This is a genomic window from Roseofilum sp. KMC-1 (genome assembly GCF_057802075.1).
On the sequence record NZ_CM173605.1, the window covers coordinates 3,078,524 to 3,097,329 of the forward strand.

Here is an 18,806-nt window from a genome sequence, read left to right on the forward strand (position 1 = left end):
GATCCTGATAGTATGCCCTAGCAGTTGAACAGTTCAGCACAAGGGCAGTCGCTAACACGATTTGAATGTTTCTTGAGAACCCAATGCAAACCAACAGTCCACCCCTGAATACTACCCCCCTAATTCTGGAGAATTTGGTCGATCCACCCCTCAATTCTCCAGAATGTCCCCGTCGTACTCGCTGGCATCTCGATTTAATTCTGCTGGCTCTCGAAGCCCTAGATTTAGGTGGCTCAGAAGCCATGCTTGCCGCATCCCAAACCCTGCAACTCCAAGAAATTATTAAAAATCGTGTGACTCTATGGCGCTTACGCAGCTCTAACCCCTTTCGGCGTGCCTATATGCGCCGTTCACTCAGTTTAGAAGAAGCCAAAGCCTTAGTGGCGATCGCCACGACGCTTGCCCGTAAACGCACCGTACTCATCCGTCAACTACTGGTTGCCTACGACCAACTGCAAGACAGAAATCTGTCCGTAGAACACCATTTTCGCCTTTCCGAATACCTCGATCGCTTCCGCGCCCATTTCCGCTCGCGTATGAACCTCAAACGCTCTGCCTTAACCCAATACCAAGACGATCAAACATTAAATGAACTGGGCATATCCCTGCTGAGTCAACTGCTATTTTGCACCGGAACCCAAGGAATGCAACGACTATGGATAAGCTTATTTGATGGAGAAGTGGCATGAGTATCGAACGTCAATATCGTTTACCCAACTGTACCTTGACCCTCTGGGGATGGAGCGATGCTAACCAGGGGAGTTCCTTAGACCTTCAATCCCTATCCATGCTAACCCATGTGGAATGCCAAATTGCCGGAGTCCAATTAACCGGGGGAAAAGAATTTTTTGAAAGCCTAGTTTGGGCCGTCAGCACCTATGCCCAACAAGTCCTCAGTGGCGTTGCCTATCCCCAAGACCGTCTTCCTGGCCCCAAATGGATACATTTAGAAAAACTCAACGGCCACTATCATCGCCTGTGCCTAGACCATCATAGCCCCGATCCTGCTGCCACTGCCCCGAACCCCACAGAAGTCAAATTAAGCGATGTCCAATTGTTTGACCTGGTAGAAGCGGTAGATCAATTTTTTGCCGATACCCAAACCCTACCCAGTCTCTCCTGCTCTCTGGCTCCCACCCCTAAACGCTATGGGCAAGCTACGATTCCCGTTACTCAACGGGCTGCCCCTGCGGCATTAGGAGTTGTGGGTTTGGCTGTGGCGGCTGGCCTGTTTCTGATTATGCCTGTACCTACGGTTAACCGGCCGAATCAACTGGAGGAAGTTAAACCCTCTGGTTCCTCCGAGTCTGGAGACTCTAATCAATCCCCTTCTCCTTCCCCAAACAAGGATGAGAACGAACAAGGACTTAATGGAGAAGGAGCTTTAAATGTTTCTGATTCGACTGCGGTTAAGCCTTTAACCACTGGGCAGACTTCCTCACCAAAACCGATGGAAGATATCGATCGCTTAGTGGAACAGCGACCCTCAATTGATGATCCCACAGCAATAGGGAGTTTAAACCGGAGATTACATGAGGATATTGACCGAGCTTGGCAAAGTCGCGAGGACTTGGAGAAGGATTTAACCTACCGGGTGGCTGTGGGGGAGGATGGGGCAATTTTGGGTTATCGAGGGGCAGATGGAGCGATGAGTCCCCAAGACGATCAATTAACGCCGTTGTTAGAGTTAGCTTATATTCCGACGGCTGATGGGGGGACAGAAACAGAATCTATTGCTGAGTTTAAGGTAGTATTTCGTAAAAAAGGGGTGGTTGAAGTCAGTCCTTGGAAGGGCTTTCCTCCAGGGTCTCAAAGTTTAGGCCCGGAAATTACCGATCCGTTTTTGCTGGAAAATTTGAATGAGGAACTCTACGATCAAATCGATCGGGCCCGGATTCGGCAAGCTGATTTTCCTAGGGAACTTAATTATCGGGTTGCGGTGAAACGGGATGGGGAAATTGCTGATTATGAAGCGCTTAATCAAGCGGCGTTTGATTATTTGGATCGGACTCCTCTACCGAGTTTGCTGCAAGTGACCGAAAATACCGACTCTGGAGAGAAAGAAGGTTCTAATGAACCCTTGGCTCAATTTAAGGTGGTGTTTACTCCGCAGGGGATTTTACAGGTGAGTCCTTGGCGGGGCTATTATGGGGTTAATTGAGTCTCTTGGAGGGCAAAGCCCGTTGTAAATGCTCTAGGGTGATGGGGTTTTCTGGGGATTCAAGGGCGGCAAAAATAGTGGCTTTATCGGCGATCGCCTGAATTTGCCCTCCAGTCAGTTTCCAGCGCTGCGCTACCTGTTCCCAGTTTAAGGAGGAATGGATCTGCATAGGGGGTGGAAAGGCTTTTTGCCAGAGTTTGAGGCGATCGCCTGCTTGGGGAAGGGGAAATTCTAAAATTTGCTCTATAATTCCTTCTCGAATCCATTTTTGTAACCCCACAGACCCTTGATAGGCGGAATCGAGGGTTAAAATAGTGATGCTTGGCTGTTGTTGGCGATCGCGCAAAAAGGAATAAATTGGGGTTTGAATGCCTCGTTTTAACCACAAATGAGCCGATTTAATCAGCAAAAGGGGAGCCTTGAGGGTCTGAAGATCGGATAATCCCCTTATCGGATCGGGCCAAAGCTGAAGATCGACTTTAATCATGTTTTCATTGATATCTGTGGCGATTGCTTCGGTAGCCGTCGTTTTTCCAGTTCCAGAAATTCCCGAAAATACGGTGATTTGTCCCGGATTGAGTCCCCTAACCTGTCCCCCCCGATCCCGTCGATATCGGTAAGCCATATACTTGAGATTTTCCTGTAAAGTCGAAGAGATAATTAAATCTGACCAAGATTTTTGGGGGTTATAGGATTGAAGGTTGATAGCTTCTGTTTTTGGGTATAATAAGTATTCTAAACTTTGCTCATCGGGGCGATCGGCTAACAGATAGTTAATTAATCTCGGCGCAAGTTTAATGCGGCTGTGGAGAAAGGTTTCCGAGTCTGGCGGCCAAAATTCGACTAAACCCAATTGAGTTAAACTTGATGTGGAAGTGAGACAGATTCTTGCTTCTCTCCATTGATAATCTCCCCGACAAAATAACCGTAAAATCAGATCGACTGTGGGTAAATCACTGTGCTGATTATCTTGTAAATACTGGTAAAGACGGGAATAGCGATGATTAACTTCTGGGGCTAAACTGGCTAATACTAGATGTTTTTCAAACAGAGTTAAAGCGGCGCGATCGCAGAGTAGGGGTAATCCTAATTTGATCCCTTGATCATGGCTGGCGAGAATCTTTTCTTGAAGCTGCTGCTGATAGTTTAAACCCTCTGATTTATGGGCAAAGACTTCGAGTTTACCGATCTCATCTCGTCCTATCGTTCCCTCTAGGGTAACTAAGCCTTTCCACCAATCACTACTGGCGCGATCGCCTGGGGTTTTAGCTACTCGATTAATGGCTGTTCTTTCCCGTTGTCGTCGAGCCACGGCCAAACGGAGAATGCGATCGAGCCAATTGAACTCGGTTCTTAAATAGCCCCAGTTATCATTAAATGCAGTGGTGCGATCGCTTGACATTCAGTTTTCCTTTTTTCCTACCGTGGAACTGAGGAATTGACACACTTGGGGAGTTAACACTTGGGCGGCGATCGCATGGCCTCGATCATTCCAATGCCCCCCACATTCTACTGCATTAGCAAACCCATGTAAGCATACCTGATTTTCTTGGGCGTAGGTTTGCAGGGTTGTCGCTAAATTGATCACCGGAAAATTGAGGCGATCGCCTAAAGCCTTAATCCGGCGATCGGGGTAAAATAAGTCCGTAATCCCATTACTAGCAACAAACCCATCGCGAAAGGCTGGATCGGGGTTAACTTGTACCTCATTGCTTAAGGTGACAACCATAAATTTTGCCTCTTTTTCTTGAACCTCTTGATTCATTAACCCCATTAAATCCTCGGTCACTCGCCAAGCATTTTCCCAAGTTTCATCCTCTGGTTCCCGATATAAATAATTATAAGTATACTGGCGCAGAGCTTCCAACTCTCGGTTTTTGATATCTTTTTCCACATTCCGCACCAACTGCAAAATCCGAGAATGATTCACTAACCAGTCTGGAAACCTATCCAGCCACGATAAATTATAGGGAGGTAAGGTTTTATCTGGATTGCGGAAAGACATATCTGGCTCTAACTGTCCCTGATTGTTATAGACAAAATAGGGACGATTGCGAGGATCTAAAGGTTTATAATTATCGGCGATATCATTACCGGTAAATACGGCTAACAGAACCATATCCGGGCTATAGGGCCATACATCTCGACGCAAGCGCAATAATTCTTGCGCTGTTCCGTAGTTGGTTACGCCAAAATTAATCACCTCTAGAGTTTTTCCCTGGAGTGCCGGACACTTTTGTAATCCTTGTTCCATTAACCACCAATAGGTTTGTTCTAGGGGGACTTGTAGCGCTTCGGAAAAGGAATCCCCTAAGATGGCAATGCGGAAGGTATTGGGTGGTTTTTCTAGAGGATGTTCGCGATCGCGCAATCCAGCGCTGTTAATCTCAATATAGGCTTCCCCCTCTGCTGTCCACCATCCCGACATCCCCGGTTGATGGCTCCATCCCAAATCTTCATCAGTGTGGAAAAAGTTCGGTTGAGGGGTTCCCGGTGCAGGTTTAGGGGGTGCATTCCTCTGGGAAGGTAGAATATTCTCCTGTGTAGGAGCAGGTGAGGGTGCTGGAGTGGGGGAGAGTTCCACAGGAGAAGGAGTCGGTTCTGGAGAACTCGATGCTTGGGGTTGGGGTTTAGCTTGAGGGGGAATATTAGCGATGCGTAACCCCACTTCAGCCATTAATAGGGCAAAGAGTACACTTCCTGCGGCTAACCCCAGGTTGCCCATCCATGTTTTTAACCCGTTTGTCTTCATTGAGCGTTTGAGCGTTGAGAGTTCTAGAAGCTCTGATTTTAGCAGTTGGTTGAGTTAATTGTAGTGCCGTGACAAGGTGTAGTTATCCTATCCTCCAATTTGGGACATGGTGCGGGTATATGTGCCTTCTGTGCCAGAGTCTCGTTGTTTAAAATTAATCTCTGGTTTAATCTGTAGGAGATCGGCGACTTGTTGGCGCAATTCGCTTAAGGGAAGTTGCGATCGCAACCCGGTTTTGAGATCGATCTGTCCCGTTTCATTCAACAGACAGGGACGCAACCAACCATCGGCTGATAATCGCATTCGGTTACAGCGATCGCAAAAACATTCAGACATCTGACTAATAAACCCCAATGTTCCCTGAGCGCCCGGAATTTGGAATACATCGGCTGGCCCATTTCCTCGCACCTCACCTTCTGTTAGTCCCCAACGCTCCCGAATCCTCTGACGCAATTCCTCCGAAGGTATCCAGGCTCGCTCGGTAAATAAATGACCATTGCCAATGGGCATAAACTCGATAAATCTGACATGCCATTCACGTTCTAGGGTCAATGCTGCTAAATTTAAAACCTCATGGTCATTGACCCCAGGAATCACGACTACATTCAATTTTAAGGGGTTGAACCCCACCTCATAAGCCTTCTGAATTCCTGCCCAGGTGCGTTCCCAGCGACTTTTTCCCCGATTGCCGATAATTTTGTCAAACGTCTCTGGTTCTAATGAATCCAGGCTAATATTAATCCGCCTTAAACCCGAATCATAGAGATCTTGCGCCAGGGTATCGAGTAAGAATCCATTGGTTGTCATGGCTAAATCTTGGGTTTGGGGCAGTTGGGCAATTTTCCGCACCAAATCTACGACACCGGGATGCAGTAAGGGTTCACCCCCAGTTAAACGAAAGCGAGTAAAACCCACAGGGATAAACACCTCTTTCAAGAGGGTGAGTAGTTCATCGGTAGTCAGGAGATTTTGATTTAAAATATAATTGAGTTCTTCCCCCGTTGGCATACAATATTCACACCGAAAATTACATCGGTCAATTAAGCTAATGCGAAGGTAATCTACGGTATTCATAGTATTGACAAGAAGGGTCGGATGAGCTGATGCAACTTATTCTAAATAGTTTTCTAAGGATTTTTCAATCTGGACAAATTGGCCCGGGCATTTCTTCTCCACATTTCGGGTTTAATGCGTCTGAGGGCGGAGGCGCGAAAGCGTCGATCCCACTCTTGTTCGGAGAGGTTGGCTAAATCGATCAGTTGGGGGGCGAGGTTTTCTGGATAGGGGTAGAAGTCTTGGATCTTGGTGGGTTGGGCAAAGCGTTGATTCCAGGGACAAACCTCTTGGCAAATATCGCATCCGGCTACCCATCCGTTCAGGTTTTTGGCGATCGCCTCTGGCAGTTCTGTAGCCCGGTTTTCGATCGTGTGATAAGCAATACAGCGATTGGCATCGACCACAAAGGGGGCGGCGATCGCCCCCGTCGGGCAAGCCTGAAGACAGCGCACACAAGTGCCACAATGTTCTGTATGGGGTTTATCCGGCTCTAAGGGCAAATTCGTCAAAATCTCCCCTAAGAACACCCAAGAGCCAAATTTACGGGTAATCAGGTTACCATTTTTCCCTACCCAACCCAAGCCTGCCCTTTGGGCCCAGAGTTTATCTTGAACCGGGCCGGTATCCACATAGGCTTTAAGTTGAATATTTTCTCCCTGTTGCTGTAACCACCCACTCAAAACCTTTAACTTTTTGCCCATGACTCGATGATAATCGCGTCCCCAAGCATACCGAGAAATTTTGCCATACTCCAACCCTTGGGGTTGAGCATCGGGCGCATAATAATTGAGTGATAAACTAATCATCGAAGCCACCTGGGGGAAGGCCGCACGAATCTCTTGGCGTTTCGGATTAGCCATCCAATCCATATCTGCATGATAGCCCTGGGCTAACCAGTTTTGTAGTCGTTGAGCTGCTTCTTGGGCGATCGCCCGATCAACTGCTGCTATCCCCACTTGACTAAAGCCCAGCTCAAGAGCTTTTTCTTTCACCTTTTCTGAACTTAAGGTTCCAGAATCATCAGACATGAATACTGCCCAAACTCACCTTTTATGTCTGAATTATTCTTTCTTCAAAGCGGGGACACTTGCCTCTAGTTTCAAGCAATTACGACCCTCAATTTGCAAGCGATACTCGACTCTATCCATCAACCGATTCATAATCAGCCATCCGTAACCCCCTTCCTGTTTTTGCTCTGGATCGGGAGGTAAATAGGTCGCCAAATCATAGCCTTGACCATGATCCCAAACCTCTAGGGCAATATCAGTATCCTTCATTTCTAAACACATCACCACCGGCAATTCAGCTTTTTCTTTATGGGCATGACGAACCACATTAGAATAGGCTTCTACTAAGGCTAATCGAAACCGAGTCGATTGTCTTGACCAATCGGGAGATTCCCCTAGTTCGACTTCCAAACATCCGAGTAACCAGGACTCAACTATTCCTAGAAATTTCAAATCGCTTGGCACATTTAGCTCAGTTTTCATCAGACCTACAAAACCTCCAAAGATAGCAGCGTTTGATCATCTTCTTGTATAGCATTATCTGCTCGAACACTATCAAGCAGTTGGGTTAAATTTAATTTTCCGGGTTGTTGAATCAACAACCTCCATAACCCTTCTTGATTGAGCATAGCCTCCGAACTTGATTGACCTGCACCCGGATCTTTTGCTTCTGTAATGCCATCACTGGTGAGTAACAGCACATCTCCCGATTCCATTTTCAGTTGTCCAGACTGAGCCTTCCAAACGGGTAAAATCCCCACTGGAATACCTCGCACTTTGAGAATATTGGGTTCTACCGTAACCGGTTCATTGGCAGCCAATTGCTCCATCAGTTTTTTATGAGACCAAACCAGGGGATAAACATGGCCAGCACTGGCATAGGCGAGTTCCTGAGTAGAAGGACGATAGCGAGCTACTGCCATGGTGATAAAAGAGTTATTACTGGTCAAATCATCGATCAGGGAACTATTGAGGTTGCGGATCACTTCATTCGGCTCCTGAGAAGTATCCTGAGACAGTTCTCGGCGCAGTACGGAAATGGCGCTGGCCATAAATAGGGCAGCCGGAACCCCTTTACCGGATACATCACCGACGGCTACCCAAATATCGCCTTGGGGATGGACATAGACTTCAAAGAAATCTCCGCCGACTTCCCGTGCGGGATAGCAATAGGCTTGGACATCAACTGCATCAATTTCAGGCCAACTTTGCCGCAGCAGGTTAGCCTGAAATTGACGAGCGACTTCGAGTTCCGATTGCAATTGATTGGCGAGTTTGGTGGCTCTTTCATAGAGTTTGGCTTGGGAGAGCGCTAAGGAGGCTTGTTCGATAATGCTCTCTAGCAGTTGAACATCCTCATCGGGCCAAAGGCCATCGGTGTCATATTGGTAGAGGGAGAGGATACCAAAGAGGCTCTCTTGATAGCTTAGAGGGACGGCTAAGTGCAGATAGGGGCGATCGCCTTCTCCATAGCGTTGACTTTGGGTTTGATGACTCTCTAGAGCCTCTTGAATTAAGGCTTGACTATCTGGGGAGTTCAGTAGATTAGCATCATCTGCCGCTTCGGACGGATTATGATAAGTAAACCGATGTTCCGTTAACTTATTCTCTTCGACAGACTGAAGACAACAAAAATCGGCTTCAAAATTCTTGCCCACTGTTTCGCTGATATTTTGCAACATGCTGTTGTAATCCAGCTTATCTCTGAGGGCGGTCATCACCGTATTTTGAATCGACTCCCGTCGTAGCGATCGCCTCAAATTATTAGTGCTTTGCTTAATCACTTCATAGGTTTCTGAGGCTTGCTCAATTAAGGCCTTCAGTTCCGTCGGGTTCCAGGGTTTAACAATATACTTAAACACCTTCCCCGCATTAATGGCCTCAACCAGGTCTTCTACATCTGTATAACCGGTCAACAAGATGCGGATTGTATCCGGATACTGTTCAACCGTTTTACCCAGAAACTCCGTACCATTCATTTCTGGCATCCGTTGGTCAGAGATAATGATCGCCATTTCTCCTTCTTGATCCAGAATCTCTAAAGCCACCTTTGCGCTTTCCGCACGGTAAACTTGAAAATCTCGTCGAAAGGTTCGATACAGTAGATCTAAGTTATCCCGCTCGTCATCAACGACCATTAATTTGGCTTTTTTGCCCCGTCTTTCTCGGCGTTCACCCTGACTCATGCCACGCTCCCATTGCAGGTTGGTTTGACACTATGGTAGAGAAAGTCACCCGGTGGGGATAAGACTTTCGGTTTAACGGGCCCTTCAAAGCTGCTATCTTTACTGGATTTCATGAGGTTTGTCAAGGTCATCTCAATCTACAGGATCATTTGCTCGAAGCAGTTGACTATTTTGGGATATTGATCCGCATTAGTAGACAGTTTACACTGACTCGCCTAGCCCTGAATAGGGGGGATGGGGGAATGGGGAGATGGGGAGATGGGGGGATGGGGGGATGGGGGGATGGGGAGATGGGGAGATGGGGAGATGGGGAGATGGGGGGATGGGGGGATGGGGAGATGGGGAGATGGGGAGATGGGGAGATGGGGAGATGGGGAGATGGGGAGATGGGGAGATGGGGAGATGGGGAGATGGGGAGATGGGGAGATGGGGAGATGGGGAATGAGGGGGGAGATCGGATATAACAAGGTAAGGGAAATGGGCGATGCCCATAAATCTTAATAATTTATCCCTTGACAATTGTACAAAAATCTTTCAAGTTGACAAACTAGCTAGAGATTCATTGATCCATCTCAGCCAATCTATTCCCCCAATGCCCTATGTCAACTCTCGTTATTGTTGAATCTCCAACCAAAGCGCGAACCATCCGCAACTTTTTACCCACAGGCTATCAAGTGGAAGCTTCTATGGGTCATGTTCGAGACCTCCCCTCTGCGGCTGATGAAATTCCCGCCAGCGTTAAAGGCGAAAAATGGGCCCAATTGGGAGTCAATGTGGAAGCGAACTTTGAACCCCTTTATGTGATTCCCAAAGATAAAAAGAAAGTGGTTAAAGAACTCAAGGATGCCCTGAAAAAAGCGGATGAGTTAATTCTGGCAACTGATGAAGACCGAGAAGGTGAAAGCATTAGCTGGCATCTGAAGGAGCTGCTAAAACCCAAGGTTCCCATTAAACGGATGGTCTTTCATGAGATTACCCAAGAGGCGATTCGGGCAGCCCTACAAAACTGCCGGGATATCGATCTGCAATTGGTTCATGCTCAGGAAACTCGGCGAATTTTAGACCGTTTGGTGGGGTATACGATTTCTCCTTTGTTGTGGAAAAAAATTGCGCCGAAACTGTCTGCGGGCCGGGTGCAGTCTGTGGCGGTGCGGTTGTTGGTGGCTCGCGAGCGGGAACGTCGAGGGTTTCATCAGGGGTCTTACTGGGATCTGAAGGCGACATTAGCACAGAGTAAATTGTCCTTTGAGGCGAGGTTAACCAGTCTAGATGGGACGAAGATTGCCACAGGTGGTGATTTTGATCCAGATACGGGGAAAATCATTAAAAACCGTAAGGTGAAACTGCTGAATGAGGCGGAAGCGAAGGCGCTGCAAAAGCAGTTAGAAGGGAAAGTTTGGACGGTGACGGAGGTGGATGAAAAGCCGACGACGCGTAAACCTTCTCCTCCTTTTACGACTTCGACTTTGCAACAGGAAGCGAACCGAAAATTGGGTTTGTCGGCGAAGGAGACGATGCGGACGGCGCAAAATTTGTATGAGCAGGGCTATATTACTTATATGCGGACGGATTCGGTGCATTTGTCGAAGGAGGCGATCGCCGCCGCTCGGAGTTGTGTTGAGGAGAAGTATGGCCCGGAATATCTGTCGCCCCAACCGCGCCAATACAGCACCAAAACGAAGGGAGCGCAGGAAGCTCATGAAGCTATCCGTCCTGCCGGAAATCGCTTCCGCACGCCCCAAGAAACGGGGTTAGAGGGTCGGGAAGCTAAACTTTATGACCTGATTTGGAAGCGTACGGTGGCTTGTCAAATGGCGAACGCCCAGTTAACCCAAATTGCGGTTAGTTTACAAGTGGAAACGGCGGAGTTTCGTTCCTCTGGCAAACGGATTAATTTTCCTGGCTTTTTCCGCGCTTATGTGGAAGGTTCGGACGATCCCGATGCGGCGTTGGAAAATCAGGAAGTGATTCTGCCGGAACTTAAGGCGGGGGATCATCCTGATTGTAAACAATTAGAGGCGATCGGTCACCAAACCCAACCCCCCGCTCGCTATACGGAAGCGTCCTTAGTCAAAACCCTGGAAAAGGAAGGGGTGGGCCGTCCCAGTACCTACGCCAGTATTATTGATACGATTATTGGCAAGGGGTATGCCCAGATGATTAATAAGGCTCTTGTGCCTTCGTTTACAGCTTTTGCCGTGACGAACCTGCTAGAGCAACATTTTCCCGATCTTGTTGATACCCAGTTCACCTCGCGCATGGAACAAACCCTAGATGATATTTCTACGGGGGAAGTGGAATGGTTGCCCTATCTGAAAACTTTTTATCAGGGTGAAACCGGTCTAGAAACCCAGGTTAAAGAGCGGGAGAGCCAAATCGATCCGAATACGGCTAAAACATTGGAGTTGGAAGGCTTAGATGCGAAAGTTCGTTTAGGGAAATACGGCCCCTATGTGGTGGTGGAAAATGGAGAAGATGAACCGCTTACCGCTTCTATTCCCCCCCACCTCACCCCCGATACCCTCGATCAAGAACAGGTAAAAGCTTTACTCAAGCAAAAAACTGAAGGCCCGGATTGCCTCGGTGTTCATCCGGAAATGGGAGAGGAAATTTTTATTCTCAATGGCAACTACGGCCCCTATGTGCAGCTTGGGGAAGTTTCTGAAGAGAATAAAAAGCCCAAGCGTGCTTCCCTTCCCAAGGGGATGAAGCCGGAAGAGGTGACTTTAGAGATAGCGGTGGGTTTATTATCCTTGCCGCGACTGTTGGGTAAGCATCCTGAAACGGGGGCTAATATTAAGGCGGGTTTAGGTCGCTTTGGCCCCTATGTTGTTTATGACCGGGGTAAGGAGGGCAAAGAGTATCGCTCCTTGAAGAAGGAAGATGATATCTTAACGATTGGACTCGATCGCGCTCTAGAATTACTGGCACAACCGAAACGAACTAGGGAAGGGGGTCGCGGAAAGGGGAAGGAACCCCTGCGAGAGTTAGGCAAACACCCCGATGATGGGGAGGCGCTTAATGTTTATGATGGCCCCTATGGCCCCTATGTGAAGCATGGTAAAGTTAATGCGAGTCTGCCCAAGGAGCGACCGGTGGAAGAGATAACTCTAGAAGAGGTTCTGGAGTTGCTCAAGGCTAAGAAAAGCACGAAAACGAGCAGTTCACGAGGTCGCAAGAAGGCCTAATTCTAAGTCTGTCTATCCTTCTCCCTCTTTTGTCAACTGGCCAGAAGAGGGTTAAGGGCTGTTTTCCTCAAATGCTTGTGGAAAAATTAAATATCCTGTGGAAAACATGGGAAAAACTGGGTTCGATCGGGGGTAAGAGCGTCTAGTTACTCACGGGCAAGGTGATGGTGATGGTGGTTTCTCGATCGGGTACACTGGCAATGGTTAAATCCCCCTGATGGATTTGGGCCATCCGTTTAGCGATGGCCAAACCTAAGCCCGAACCCTGTTGTTCGTGGAGCTTGCGATTAAATTGCATGTAGGCTCCCACTTGCTCGATTTGTTCTGGACTCATTCCCCGTCCTGAGTTAATCACTGTTAAGGTTACGGTGTTTTCTTTTACTTTTGTGGTTACCTGTACTGGGCTGCCAGCCGGAGAAAATTTGAAGGCATTCTCGATTACTTCTTGTACCAGTTTATGCAGTTGAGTGACTTCGATCTGGACGGGAGAATCTTCTAATTGATATTTTAGATCGCTTAAGCGCTGCCATTGGTCGGCAGTTGTGCTGATAACTTCTGCGACTGTATCGCGAATTGAGCCAGTGGATTGGGAGCGCCATTGATTGATGCGATCGCTATTTTTGCTGGCTAATTCTAAATCGGCGTACAGGAGAAAATTCTGAATTAAGCGGTGTAATCTTTTTCCAGATACTAGAATTTGCTCGGCCATATCGCGGATCTCTTCTGGTTTTAAGTCTTCTGCTTCGTAAATCATTAGTTCCGCAAATCCCATAATTCCATTGAGGGGAGTGCGTAATTCATGGGGAAGCGATCGCGTAATACTCTCCCGTAGCTCGTCTAATTGTTCCTGAGAGGCTTGTTTTATCAGGGCTTGTTTGTCTAAACGGGTGTTAATCGCTTTGAGCAATTCATCGGGTAAACAGGGTTTGGTTAAATAATCATCTGCTCCTAACTCCATACCAGAGCGGACATCATTTTTTTCTGCTTTTGCTGTTAAAAAAATAAAGGGAATCATCGCTGTTTTTGGATCGGAGCGCAATTCCTCTAATACCCCATAACCATCTAATTGGGGCATCATCACATCACAGAGAATCAGATCCGGGATTTGAGTTTTAGCGATCTCTACTCCAATGCGGCCATTTTCTGCTCCTAATCCTTCAAAATCTTCAGCATCTAAGAGATCGAGAATATTTTCTCGGATCAGTTCTTCATCCTCAATGACTAATACTTTAACCATCCCTATCATCTCCTCAAGTATTACACACTCAGTATTTTTTCTAGTTTAGCCTTAATGTTTGATGTATTTATCCCCATCTTGACCCCGATTAGCCAGGAGGATCTGAGGAAGTTGTTTTTGGGGTTTCAGGATCTGTTCTTCAAAATCCTCCTGAGCCAGAGGCTTGCTAAAATAATAGCCTTGAATGATTTCGCAATTCTGAGCCTGTAAAAATCGCAGTTCACCTTCCGTTTCTACTCCTTCAGCTACTACTTTTAAATCTAAGGCTTGTGCCATTTTGATAATGGCAGCCACTAGGGATTGTTGTTTCATATTATTTTCAATTCTTTTGATAAAACAACGGTCTATTTTTAAGATGTCAAAAGGAAAATCCTTGAGATATTCTAGGGAGGAGTATCCAGTACCAAAATCATCTAAGGCTAGTTTAACACCAATAGACTTGAGGGAGTTTAATATTTTTAAGGCCTCTTGTTTTTGTTCAACTAAGGCGGTTTCAGTTAATTCTAATTCTAGGGTTGAGGGAATATACCCGATTGAGATCAAAGCGTCTAAAAGCCATTGATGCAAGGGCAGTTGAGTCAGTTGACGAGGGGATAAATTGACGCTCATTTGAAAGTTGGGATCTAATTTTTGCCAGTGTTTGGCTTGTTCGCAGGCTTGCACCAGAACCCATTTACCGATGGTATCAATTAATCCGGTTGCTTCGGCGATGGGAATAAATTTGGCGGGAGATACCCATCCCCGTTCTGGATGTTGCCAGCGAATGAGGGCTTCTGCACCGATGACTTTACCGGTTTGTAGGCTGACTTGAGGTTGATAATGAACTTGCAGTTCTTGGCGCTCTAGGGCATATCGCAAACTGGCTTCTAGGTTTAGGCGATCGCCTGAACCGACATAGAAAGTGGGAATATAGAATTGATATTTATTACCTCCCTGTTCCCTGGCTTGATTGAGGGCACGACTGGCATTTTGGATCAGGGGATCGATATCTTGGCCATCCCTAGGATAATAGGTAATGCCAATACTGGCGGTAATTGCCAGATTTTCACCGTCAATGTTGAAGGGTTTAGAGAGTTCTGCGATTAGGACTTCCATCTGTTCCATGACTTCATGGCGGGGGATGTGTTCTCCTAAAATTGCCACAAATACATCATCGCTGAGGCGAGCAAGAATGGGTGAGGTGGCTTTGAGGGTTTCTCCAATGGATTGAGCTACAGCTTGCAGTAGGCGATCGCCTATATCGTAACCCAGGGTGTCATTAATGCGCTCAAATCGGTCTAAACCAATACATAAAATGGGGATCAGTTGTTCCTGTCCCATCACCAAGGTAGAGCCATTTTCTACCAGGTTTTGGAAGAGATCCCGTAGACGGGTACGGTTGGGTAGATGGGTAAGTAAGTCTTCTGAAGCTTGACGTTGAAGTTCTTGCAGATAGTGGGCGTTGAGGCTCGCTTTTTTATCCAACCTTGCTGCTACTGCTCGGAGAATTTCATTGGGGAGACAGGGTTTCATTAAGTAATCATCCGCCCCTAGCTCCATACCATAACGAAAATCCAGGCGATCGCTTTTTGCCGTCAAGAAAATAAACGGAATATGGGAGAGTCTTGGATTTTGTTGTAGCGTCGTTAATACCGCATAACCGGTTAATTCCGGCATCATTACATCACATAAAATCAAATCGGGCGGTACTTTTTCGGCTATTTTCAACCCATCTCGGCCATTTTCTGCACCCAGAGCTTCATATCCCTCTGATTCAAGCAATTCTAGCAAGTTTTCCCGAATTGCTTCATCATCTTCAATTACCAGAATTTTTGTCATAGCCATTTACAGATAAATTTAACGGTAAAACCACGGTGAACGTGCTACCCACTCCCACCTCACTTTCTACTGTAATCTCTCCCTGCTGCAAATCGACAGCTCGCTTAACAATTGCTAATCCTAACCCTGTTCCAGGGATATTTTCCACCTCATTACCCCGATAGAACGATTCAAATAAGTGTTCTTGTTGGGATGGATGAATCCCCATACCCCGATCCGTTACTTTCAAAATGAGCTTTTGAGCATCATTCGCCAACTCCAGGATCACAGGAGAACCGGATGGCGAGTATTTGACCGCATTTGAGAGTAAATTATAAGCAATATGCTCCATTAATTCTTGGTCTAAATAAACTTGATGAGTTCCTAAAGCATCGGTTTTTAACTCAATTTCTACCTGAGTTTTAGGAGAAGCTTGGATTTGCTCGATCGTCTGGGTACATAGATGTTGAATATCGATCCATTCAGGTTGTACTTTTAATTCGTCAGACTCTACTTTGCCAATCACTAAAACATCTTCTAGAATCTGAGTCATGCGCTGTACACCCGACTTAATCCGTTCAAAATGGACTTGTTTTTTTTCTTCTGTCCATTTATGGCTATACTTTTCTAATAAACCAGTAGAAAATAGAATGGTTGCTAAGGGAGTCCGAAATTCATGGGAAACCATCGTCACAAACCGAGATCTTAATTCCAGTAATTCTCGTTCTCTCAATAAATTTTTGGTCATTTCTGCTTCTACTTGAGCGCGAGACCAGGCGATTTCTAATGTGGTATGTAAGTCTCTTTCTTCAAAGGGTTTAACTACATAGCCAAAAGGATTGGTTTTTTTTGCTCTCTCTAGGGTACTGGGATCGGTATGGGAAGTTAGGTAAACCACGGGTATATTAAAATCATGCAAAATTTTCTCCCCTGCTTCTATGCCATCCATTTCTCCTTTGAGAACAATATCCATTAATACCAAATCTGGCTTAACTTGTTGGACTTTTTCTAAGGCTTTTTCCCCAGAATTAACTATCCCTAAGACTTCATATCCCATCCGCATTAAACTATTGCGGATATCCATCGCAATGATCCGCTCATCTTCAACTACTAATATTTTTATTGAATTCATTATTTTGATCCGCCTTTTTCTTATCAACCCAAGGAAAAGTAATCTGAATTTGGGTTCCTTGATTCCCGATAATTGTTAATTCTCCTTCCAGTTGCTCGACTAAATTTTGGACTAATTGTAACCCCAAAGAATTGATCTGTTCTAGATCAAAATCTTGGGGTAATCCGCGACCATTGTCTTCAACACAAAAATTAATGTAGGCATTATCTTTCTGGGCAAACTCAACCTTAACAGTTCCAGCAGATCGCTCTGAAAAAGCATACTTAAAACAGTTGGAAACCAACTCATTGACAATTAATCCACAGGGAATTGCTGTATCTACATCTAGGGCAATTGATTCTAGATTAAAGTCTATCTTAATTCGTTCTGATGATATGCCATAGGAACTGACTAGATTGTTCACTACTGTATAAAGATAATCTTGGGCATTAACTTCTCCCATTTCTTGGGAACGGTAAAGTTTTTCATGAATCAAACTCATGGATCGAACGCGATTTTCACTGTCTTTGAATAGTTCTCGATCTTGGGGATTTTGTACATAACTTGATTGTAATCTTAAGAGACTCGCAATGACTTGTAAGTTGTTTTTAACGCGGTGGTGTAGTTCTTTGAGTAAGGTTTCTTTTTCTTGGACTGATAACTGAAGTTTTTCATTGAGATGCCGTAATTGAGCCGTTCTTTTTTTTACTCTAGACTCTAGATCTTCATTCAAAGATTCTAGGGATTCGGCGGCTTTTCGTTGAGTGGTGACATCGCTAAAACAATGGACTCTACCGCGAATTTGTCCGCTAATTTCATAGGGTCTAGAGACCAGTTCAATAACGCGATCGTCAATGAGTTCAATGAGATTCTGGTGATTTTCTGTGGGGTCTTGATAATCTTGATTGATCAGGTTGATAAAGTCTTCTGGATAGCGGACTTGATCGAGTAAGAAGGCATTAACTAACTGGGAATTTCGAGAGGATAAGATGTCTGGGGGAATGCGCCACATTTGCACATATTGTTGATTAAAATTGAGGATATCCCCTTCTGGATTTAAGACTAAAATACCGTCAGCAGTAGAGTCTAATGTGGCTTGGAGCAGGGAAATCGATCGCTCTAAAGCGACTTCGGTTTGCTTGCGTTCGGTGATGTCTTCGGAAATGGAGGCTAAACGATACACGCGATCGCCTGCTGGATGACGGACGGGAAAACATCGGGTACGAATCCAGCGAATAACACCACTGGGGTGTAAGATGCGGTATTCCTGTTCCCAGGGGCTATGACGTTGAGCGGGTAAGGTGGCTTGAATGCGATCGCCTTCTTGAGGATGAATTACACTTAACCAGGATTGGGAGTTTTCGTATAAACTCTCACAAGATTTACCCCACACTTTTTCATAGGATGGACTGACATAAATGACCGCTTGACTCTCGATATCCATTAACCAAAAGACTTCATTGAGATTTTCCACCAAATGGCGAAACCGCTCTTCTGAATCTCGCAGCGCTTCAATATTGAGGGTATTTTCAGTTAAGCTATTACCTAAACAAACTTGACCGACAACCCTACCATCCTCATTTTTCATCACCATCCCTTTGATGCGGTAGGGAATCGGCCCTGCACGGGTGAGGAGCAGGGTATCAATTTCATTTTGTCCGTCCTGAAAGGCTTTTTGAATATGTTGGCGAATCATCGGTTGTTCTTCAGGAGGGAAGAGAATTAAAACCGATTGATGGATTAAGCGGGTTGGGTTTAAACCGGTCACTTTTTCTAGCGCTGAATTCCACCGTTGCAGATAATGTCCCGTGTCGATGGAATAGAGAATATCGGGTAAGCGGTTAAACTGGCCTTGACGAACATTTAAGCGTTGCGATCGCTCATAGGCCGATAAGACTAACCGTAAAAATTCCTCTTGTTGCTCCCTATTCTCCGGCCCTAAGTTAGCACAGGCCATCTGATGGCCATGCACCACATCTACCACACTGACCCCAGAAGCTAATGCCAATTGTCCTAAAAAGATATTGGCGGATATGGGAAGGGTAGGAGCAAGCAAACCATTTTGCTGACCCATTGCCAAGGTTTCGCAGGACTGAGCCTCCTCTGAATGAGTGGCTGTTCCCTGAATATAGGCCTTCAATTCTATAGCATAGCGCTGATGGAACTCAGCTAATGTCTCATCTTTTGAGACCATTATCCCTCCAGACTACCGATATTGTAATAAGTTCTATAGAGGTTTGGGCATTTTGATTGCATGATTATTATTCTACCGCAGTTGGATCGATGGGCAATGGGCGATCGCTAATTGTAG

Annotated in this window: 13 protein-coding genes; 3 read left to right on the forward strand and 10 right to left on the reverse strand. The window is 46.0% G+C overall.

Annotated features, from left to right (window positions below):
• Nucleotides 1-83: 83 nt before the first annotated feature.
• Together AC3FZD_RS14350 and AC3FZD_RS14355 are read left to right on the forward strand one after the other, a co-directional pair.
• Nucleotides 84-689, forward strand: coding sequence for a DUF3038 domain-containing protein (locus AC3FZD_RS14350; RefSeq protein ID WP_488736691.1), 606 nt, complete (start codon nt 84-86; stop codon nt 687-689).
• Nucleotides 686-2,161 carry a DUF4335 domain-containing protein gene (locus AC3FZD_RS14355; protein WP_488736692.1) on the forward strand — a complete coding sequence of 492 codons (1,476 nt, stop codon included), beginning with the start codon at nt 686-688 and terminating at the stop codon, nt 2,159-2,161. Before AC3FZD_RS14350 ends, AC3FZD_RS14355 begins: the two co-directional genes overlap by 4 nt.
• On the opposite strand, the gene AC3FZD_RS14360 is transcribed toward AC3FZD_RS14355, so the two are convergent.
• The 6 genes from AC3FZD_RS14360 to AC3FZD_RS14385 all read right to left on the reverse strand — a co-directional run bounded on the left by AC3FZD_RS14360 (nt 2,154) and on the right by AC3FZD_RS14385 (nt 9,162).
• Nucleotides 2,154-3,563 (reverse strand): ATP-binding protein, encoded by a 1,410-nt coding sequence (locus AC3FZD_RS14360; protein WP_488736693.1) that lies wholly within the window; start codon nt 3,561-3,563, stop codon nt 2,154-2,156. The two genes, AC3FZD_RS14355 and AC3FZD_RS14360, sit on opposite strands and share 8 nt — an antisense overlap.
• On the reverse strand, nt 3,564-4,913 hold the full coding sequence (locus AC3FZD_RS14365) for an SGNH/GDSL hydrolase family protein (RefSeq protein ID WP_488736694.1): 1,350 nt from the start codon (nt 4,911-4,913) through the stop codon (nt 3,564-3,566).
• Nucleotides 4,914-5,000: 87 nt separating this feature from the next.
• Nucleotides 5,001-5,987, reverse strand: a complete 987-nt coding sequence (gene moaA / locus AC3FZD_RS14370; protein ID WP_488736695.1) for a GTP 3',8-cyclase MoaA — start codon at nt 5,985-5,987, stop codon at nt 5,001-5,003.
• A 53-nt stretch (nt 5,988-6,040) separates the two neighbouring features.
• A complete protein-coding gene (gene queG, locus AC3FZD_RS14375) occupies nt 6,041-6,997 on the reverse strand; it encodes a tRNA epoxyqueuosine(34) reductase QueG (RefSeq protein ID WP_488736696.1) in 957 nt (318 codons plus the stop codon).
• Between the two features lie 33 nt (nt 6,998-7,030).
• Entirely contained in the window at nt 7,031-7,459 is a 429-nt protein-coding gene (locus tag AC3FZD_RS14380) for an ATP-binding protein (protein ID WP_488736697.1), read from the reverse strand.
• A 5-nt stretch (nt 7,460-7,464) separates the two neighbouring features.
• Nucleotides 7,465-9,162: a SpoIIE family protein phosphatase gene (locus AC3FZD_RS14385; RefSeq protein WP_488736698.1), complete on the reverse strand. Its 1,698-nt coding sequence runs from the start codon at nt 9,160-9,162 to the stop codon at nt 7,465-7,467.
• A 599-nt stretch (nt 9,163-9,761) separates the two neighbouring features.
• On the opposite strand from AC3FZD_RS14385, the gene topA reads away from it, so the two are divergent.
• A complete protein-coding gene (topA, locus tag AC3FZD_RS14390) occupies nt 9,762-12,350 on the forward strand; it encodes a type I DNA topoisomerase (protein ID WP_488736699.1) in 2,589 nt (862 codons plus the stop codon).
• A 142-nt stretch (nt 12,351-12,492) separates the two neighbouring features.
• Here the strand turns inward: topA and AC3FZD_RS14395 are convergent, their stop codons facing one another.
• From AC3FZD_RS14395 to AC3FZD_RS14410, 4 genes are read right to left on the reverse strand one after another with little or no spacing between them, the layout of a single operon-like run.
• The gene (locus AC3FZD_RS14395; protein ID WP_488736700.1) at nt 12,493-13,587 is read right to left on the reverse strand and encodes a hybrid sensor histidine kinase/response regulator; all 1,095 of its coding nucleotides are present in this window, start codon (nt 13,585-13,587) and stop codon (nt 12,493-12,495) included.
• Between the two features lie 51 nt (nt 13,588-13,638).
• Nucleotides 13,639-15,405, reverse strand: coding sequence for a two-component system response regulator (locus tag AC3FZD_RS14400; protein ID WP_488736701.1), 1,767 nt, complete (start codon nt 15,403-15,405; stop codon nt 13,639-13,641).
• A complete protein-coding gene (locus tag AC3FZD_RS14405; RefSeq protein WP_488736702.1) occupies nt 15,383-16,516 on the reverse strand; it encodes a hybrid sensor histidine kinase/response regulator in 1,134 nt (377 codons plus the stop codon). The genes AC3FZD_RS14400 and AC3FZD_RS14405 overlap by 23 nt, the downstream gene beginning before the upstream one ends.
• Nucleotides 16,488-18,689, reverse strand: a complete 2,202-nt coding sequence (locus tag AC3FZD_RS14410) for a histidine kinase dimerization/phosphoacceptor domain -containing protein (protein WP_488736703.1) — start codon at nt 18,687-18,689, stop codon at nt 16,488-16,490. Before AC3FZD_RS14410 ends, AC3FZD_RS14405 begins: the two co-directional genes overlap by 29 nt.
• Nucleotides 18,690-18,806 lie beyond the last annotated feature (117 nt).

Excerpts from the sequence above, each read along its gene's own strand:
- AC3FZD_RS14350 (WP_488736691.1), top strand. The coding sequence starts at position 84 with ATGCAAACCAACAGTCCACCCCTGAATACTACCCCCCTAATTCTGGAG.
- AC3FZD_RS14355 (WP_488736692.1), top strand. The coding sequence starts at position 686 with ATGAGTATCGAACGTCAATATCGTTTACCCAACTGTACCTTGACCCTC.
- AC3FZD_RS14360 (WP_488736693.1), bottom strand. The coding sequence starts at position 3,563 with ATGTCAAGCGATCGCACCACTGCATTTAATGATAACTGGGGCTATTTA.
- AC3FZD_RS14365 (WP_488736694.1), bottom strand. The coding sequence starts at position 4,913 with ATGAAGACAAACGGGTTAAAAACATGGATGGGCAACCTGGGGTTAGCC.
- moaA (WP_488736695.1), bottom strand. The coding sequence starts at position 5,987 with ATGAATACCGTAGATTACCTTCGCATTAGCTTAATTGACCGATGTAAT.
- queG (WP_488736696.1), bottom strand. The coding sequence starts at position 6,997 with ATGTCTGATGATTCTGGAACCTTAAGTTCAGAAAAGGTGAAAGAAAAA.
- AC3FZD_RS14380 (WP_488736697.1), bottom strand. The coding sequence starts at position 7,459 with ATGAAAACTGAGCTAAATGTGCCAAGCGATTTGAAATTTCTAGGAATA.
- AC3FZD_RS14385 (WP_488736698.1), bottom strand. The coding sequence starts at position 9,162 with ATGAGTCAGGGTGAACGCCGAGAAAGACGGGGCAAAAAAGCCAAATTA.
- topA (WP_488736699.1), top strand. The coding sequence starts at position 9,762 with ATGTCAACTCTCGTTATTGTTGAATCTCCAACCAAAGCGCGAACCATC.
- AC3FZD_RS14395 (WP_488736700.1), bottom strand. The coding sequence starts at position 13,587 with ATGGTTAAAGTATTAGTCATTGAGGATGAAGAACTGATCCGAGAAAAT.
- AC3FZD_RS14400 (WP_488736701.1), bottom strand. The coding sequence starts at position 15,405 with ATGACAAAAATTCTGGTAATTGAAGATGATGAAGCAATTCGGGAAAAC.
- AC3FZD_RS14405 (WP_488736702.1), bottom strand. The coding sequence starts at position 16,516 with ATGAATTCAATAAAAATATTAGTAGTTGAAGATGAGCGGATCATTGCG.
- AC3FZD_RS14410 (WP_488736703.1), bottom strand. The coding sequence starts at position 18,689 with ATGGTCTCAAAAGATGAGACATTAGCTGAGTTCCATCAGCGCTATGCT.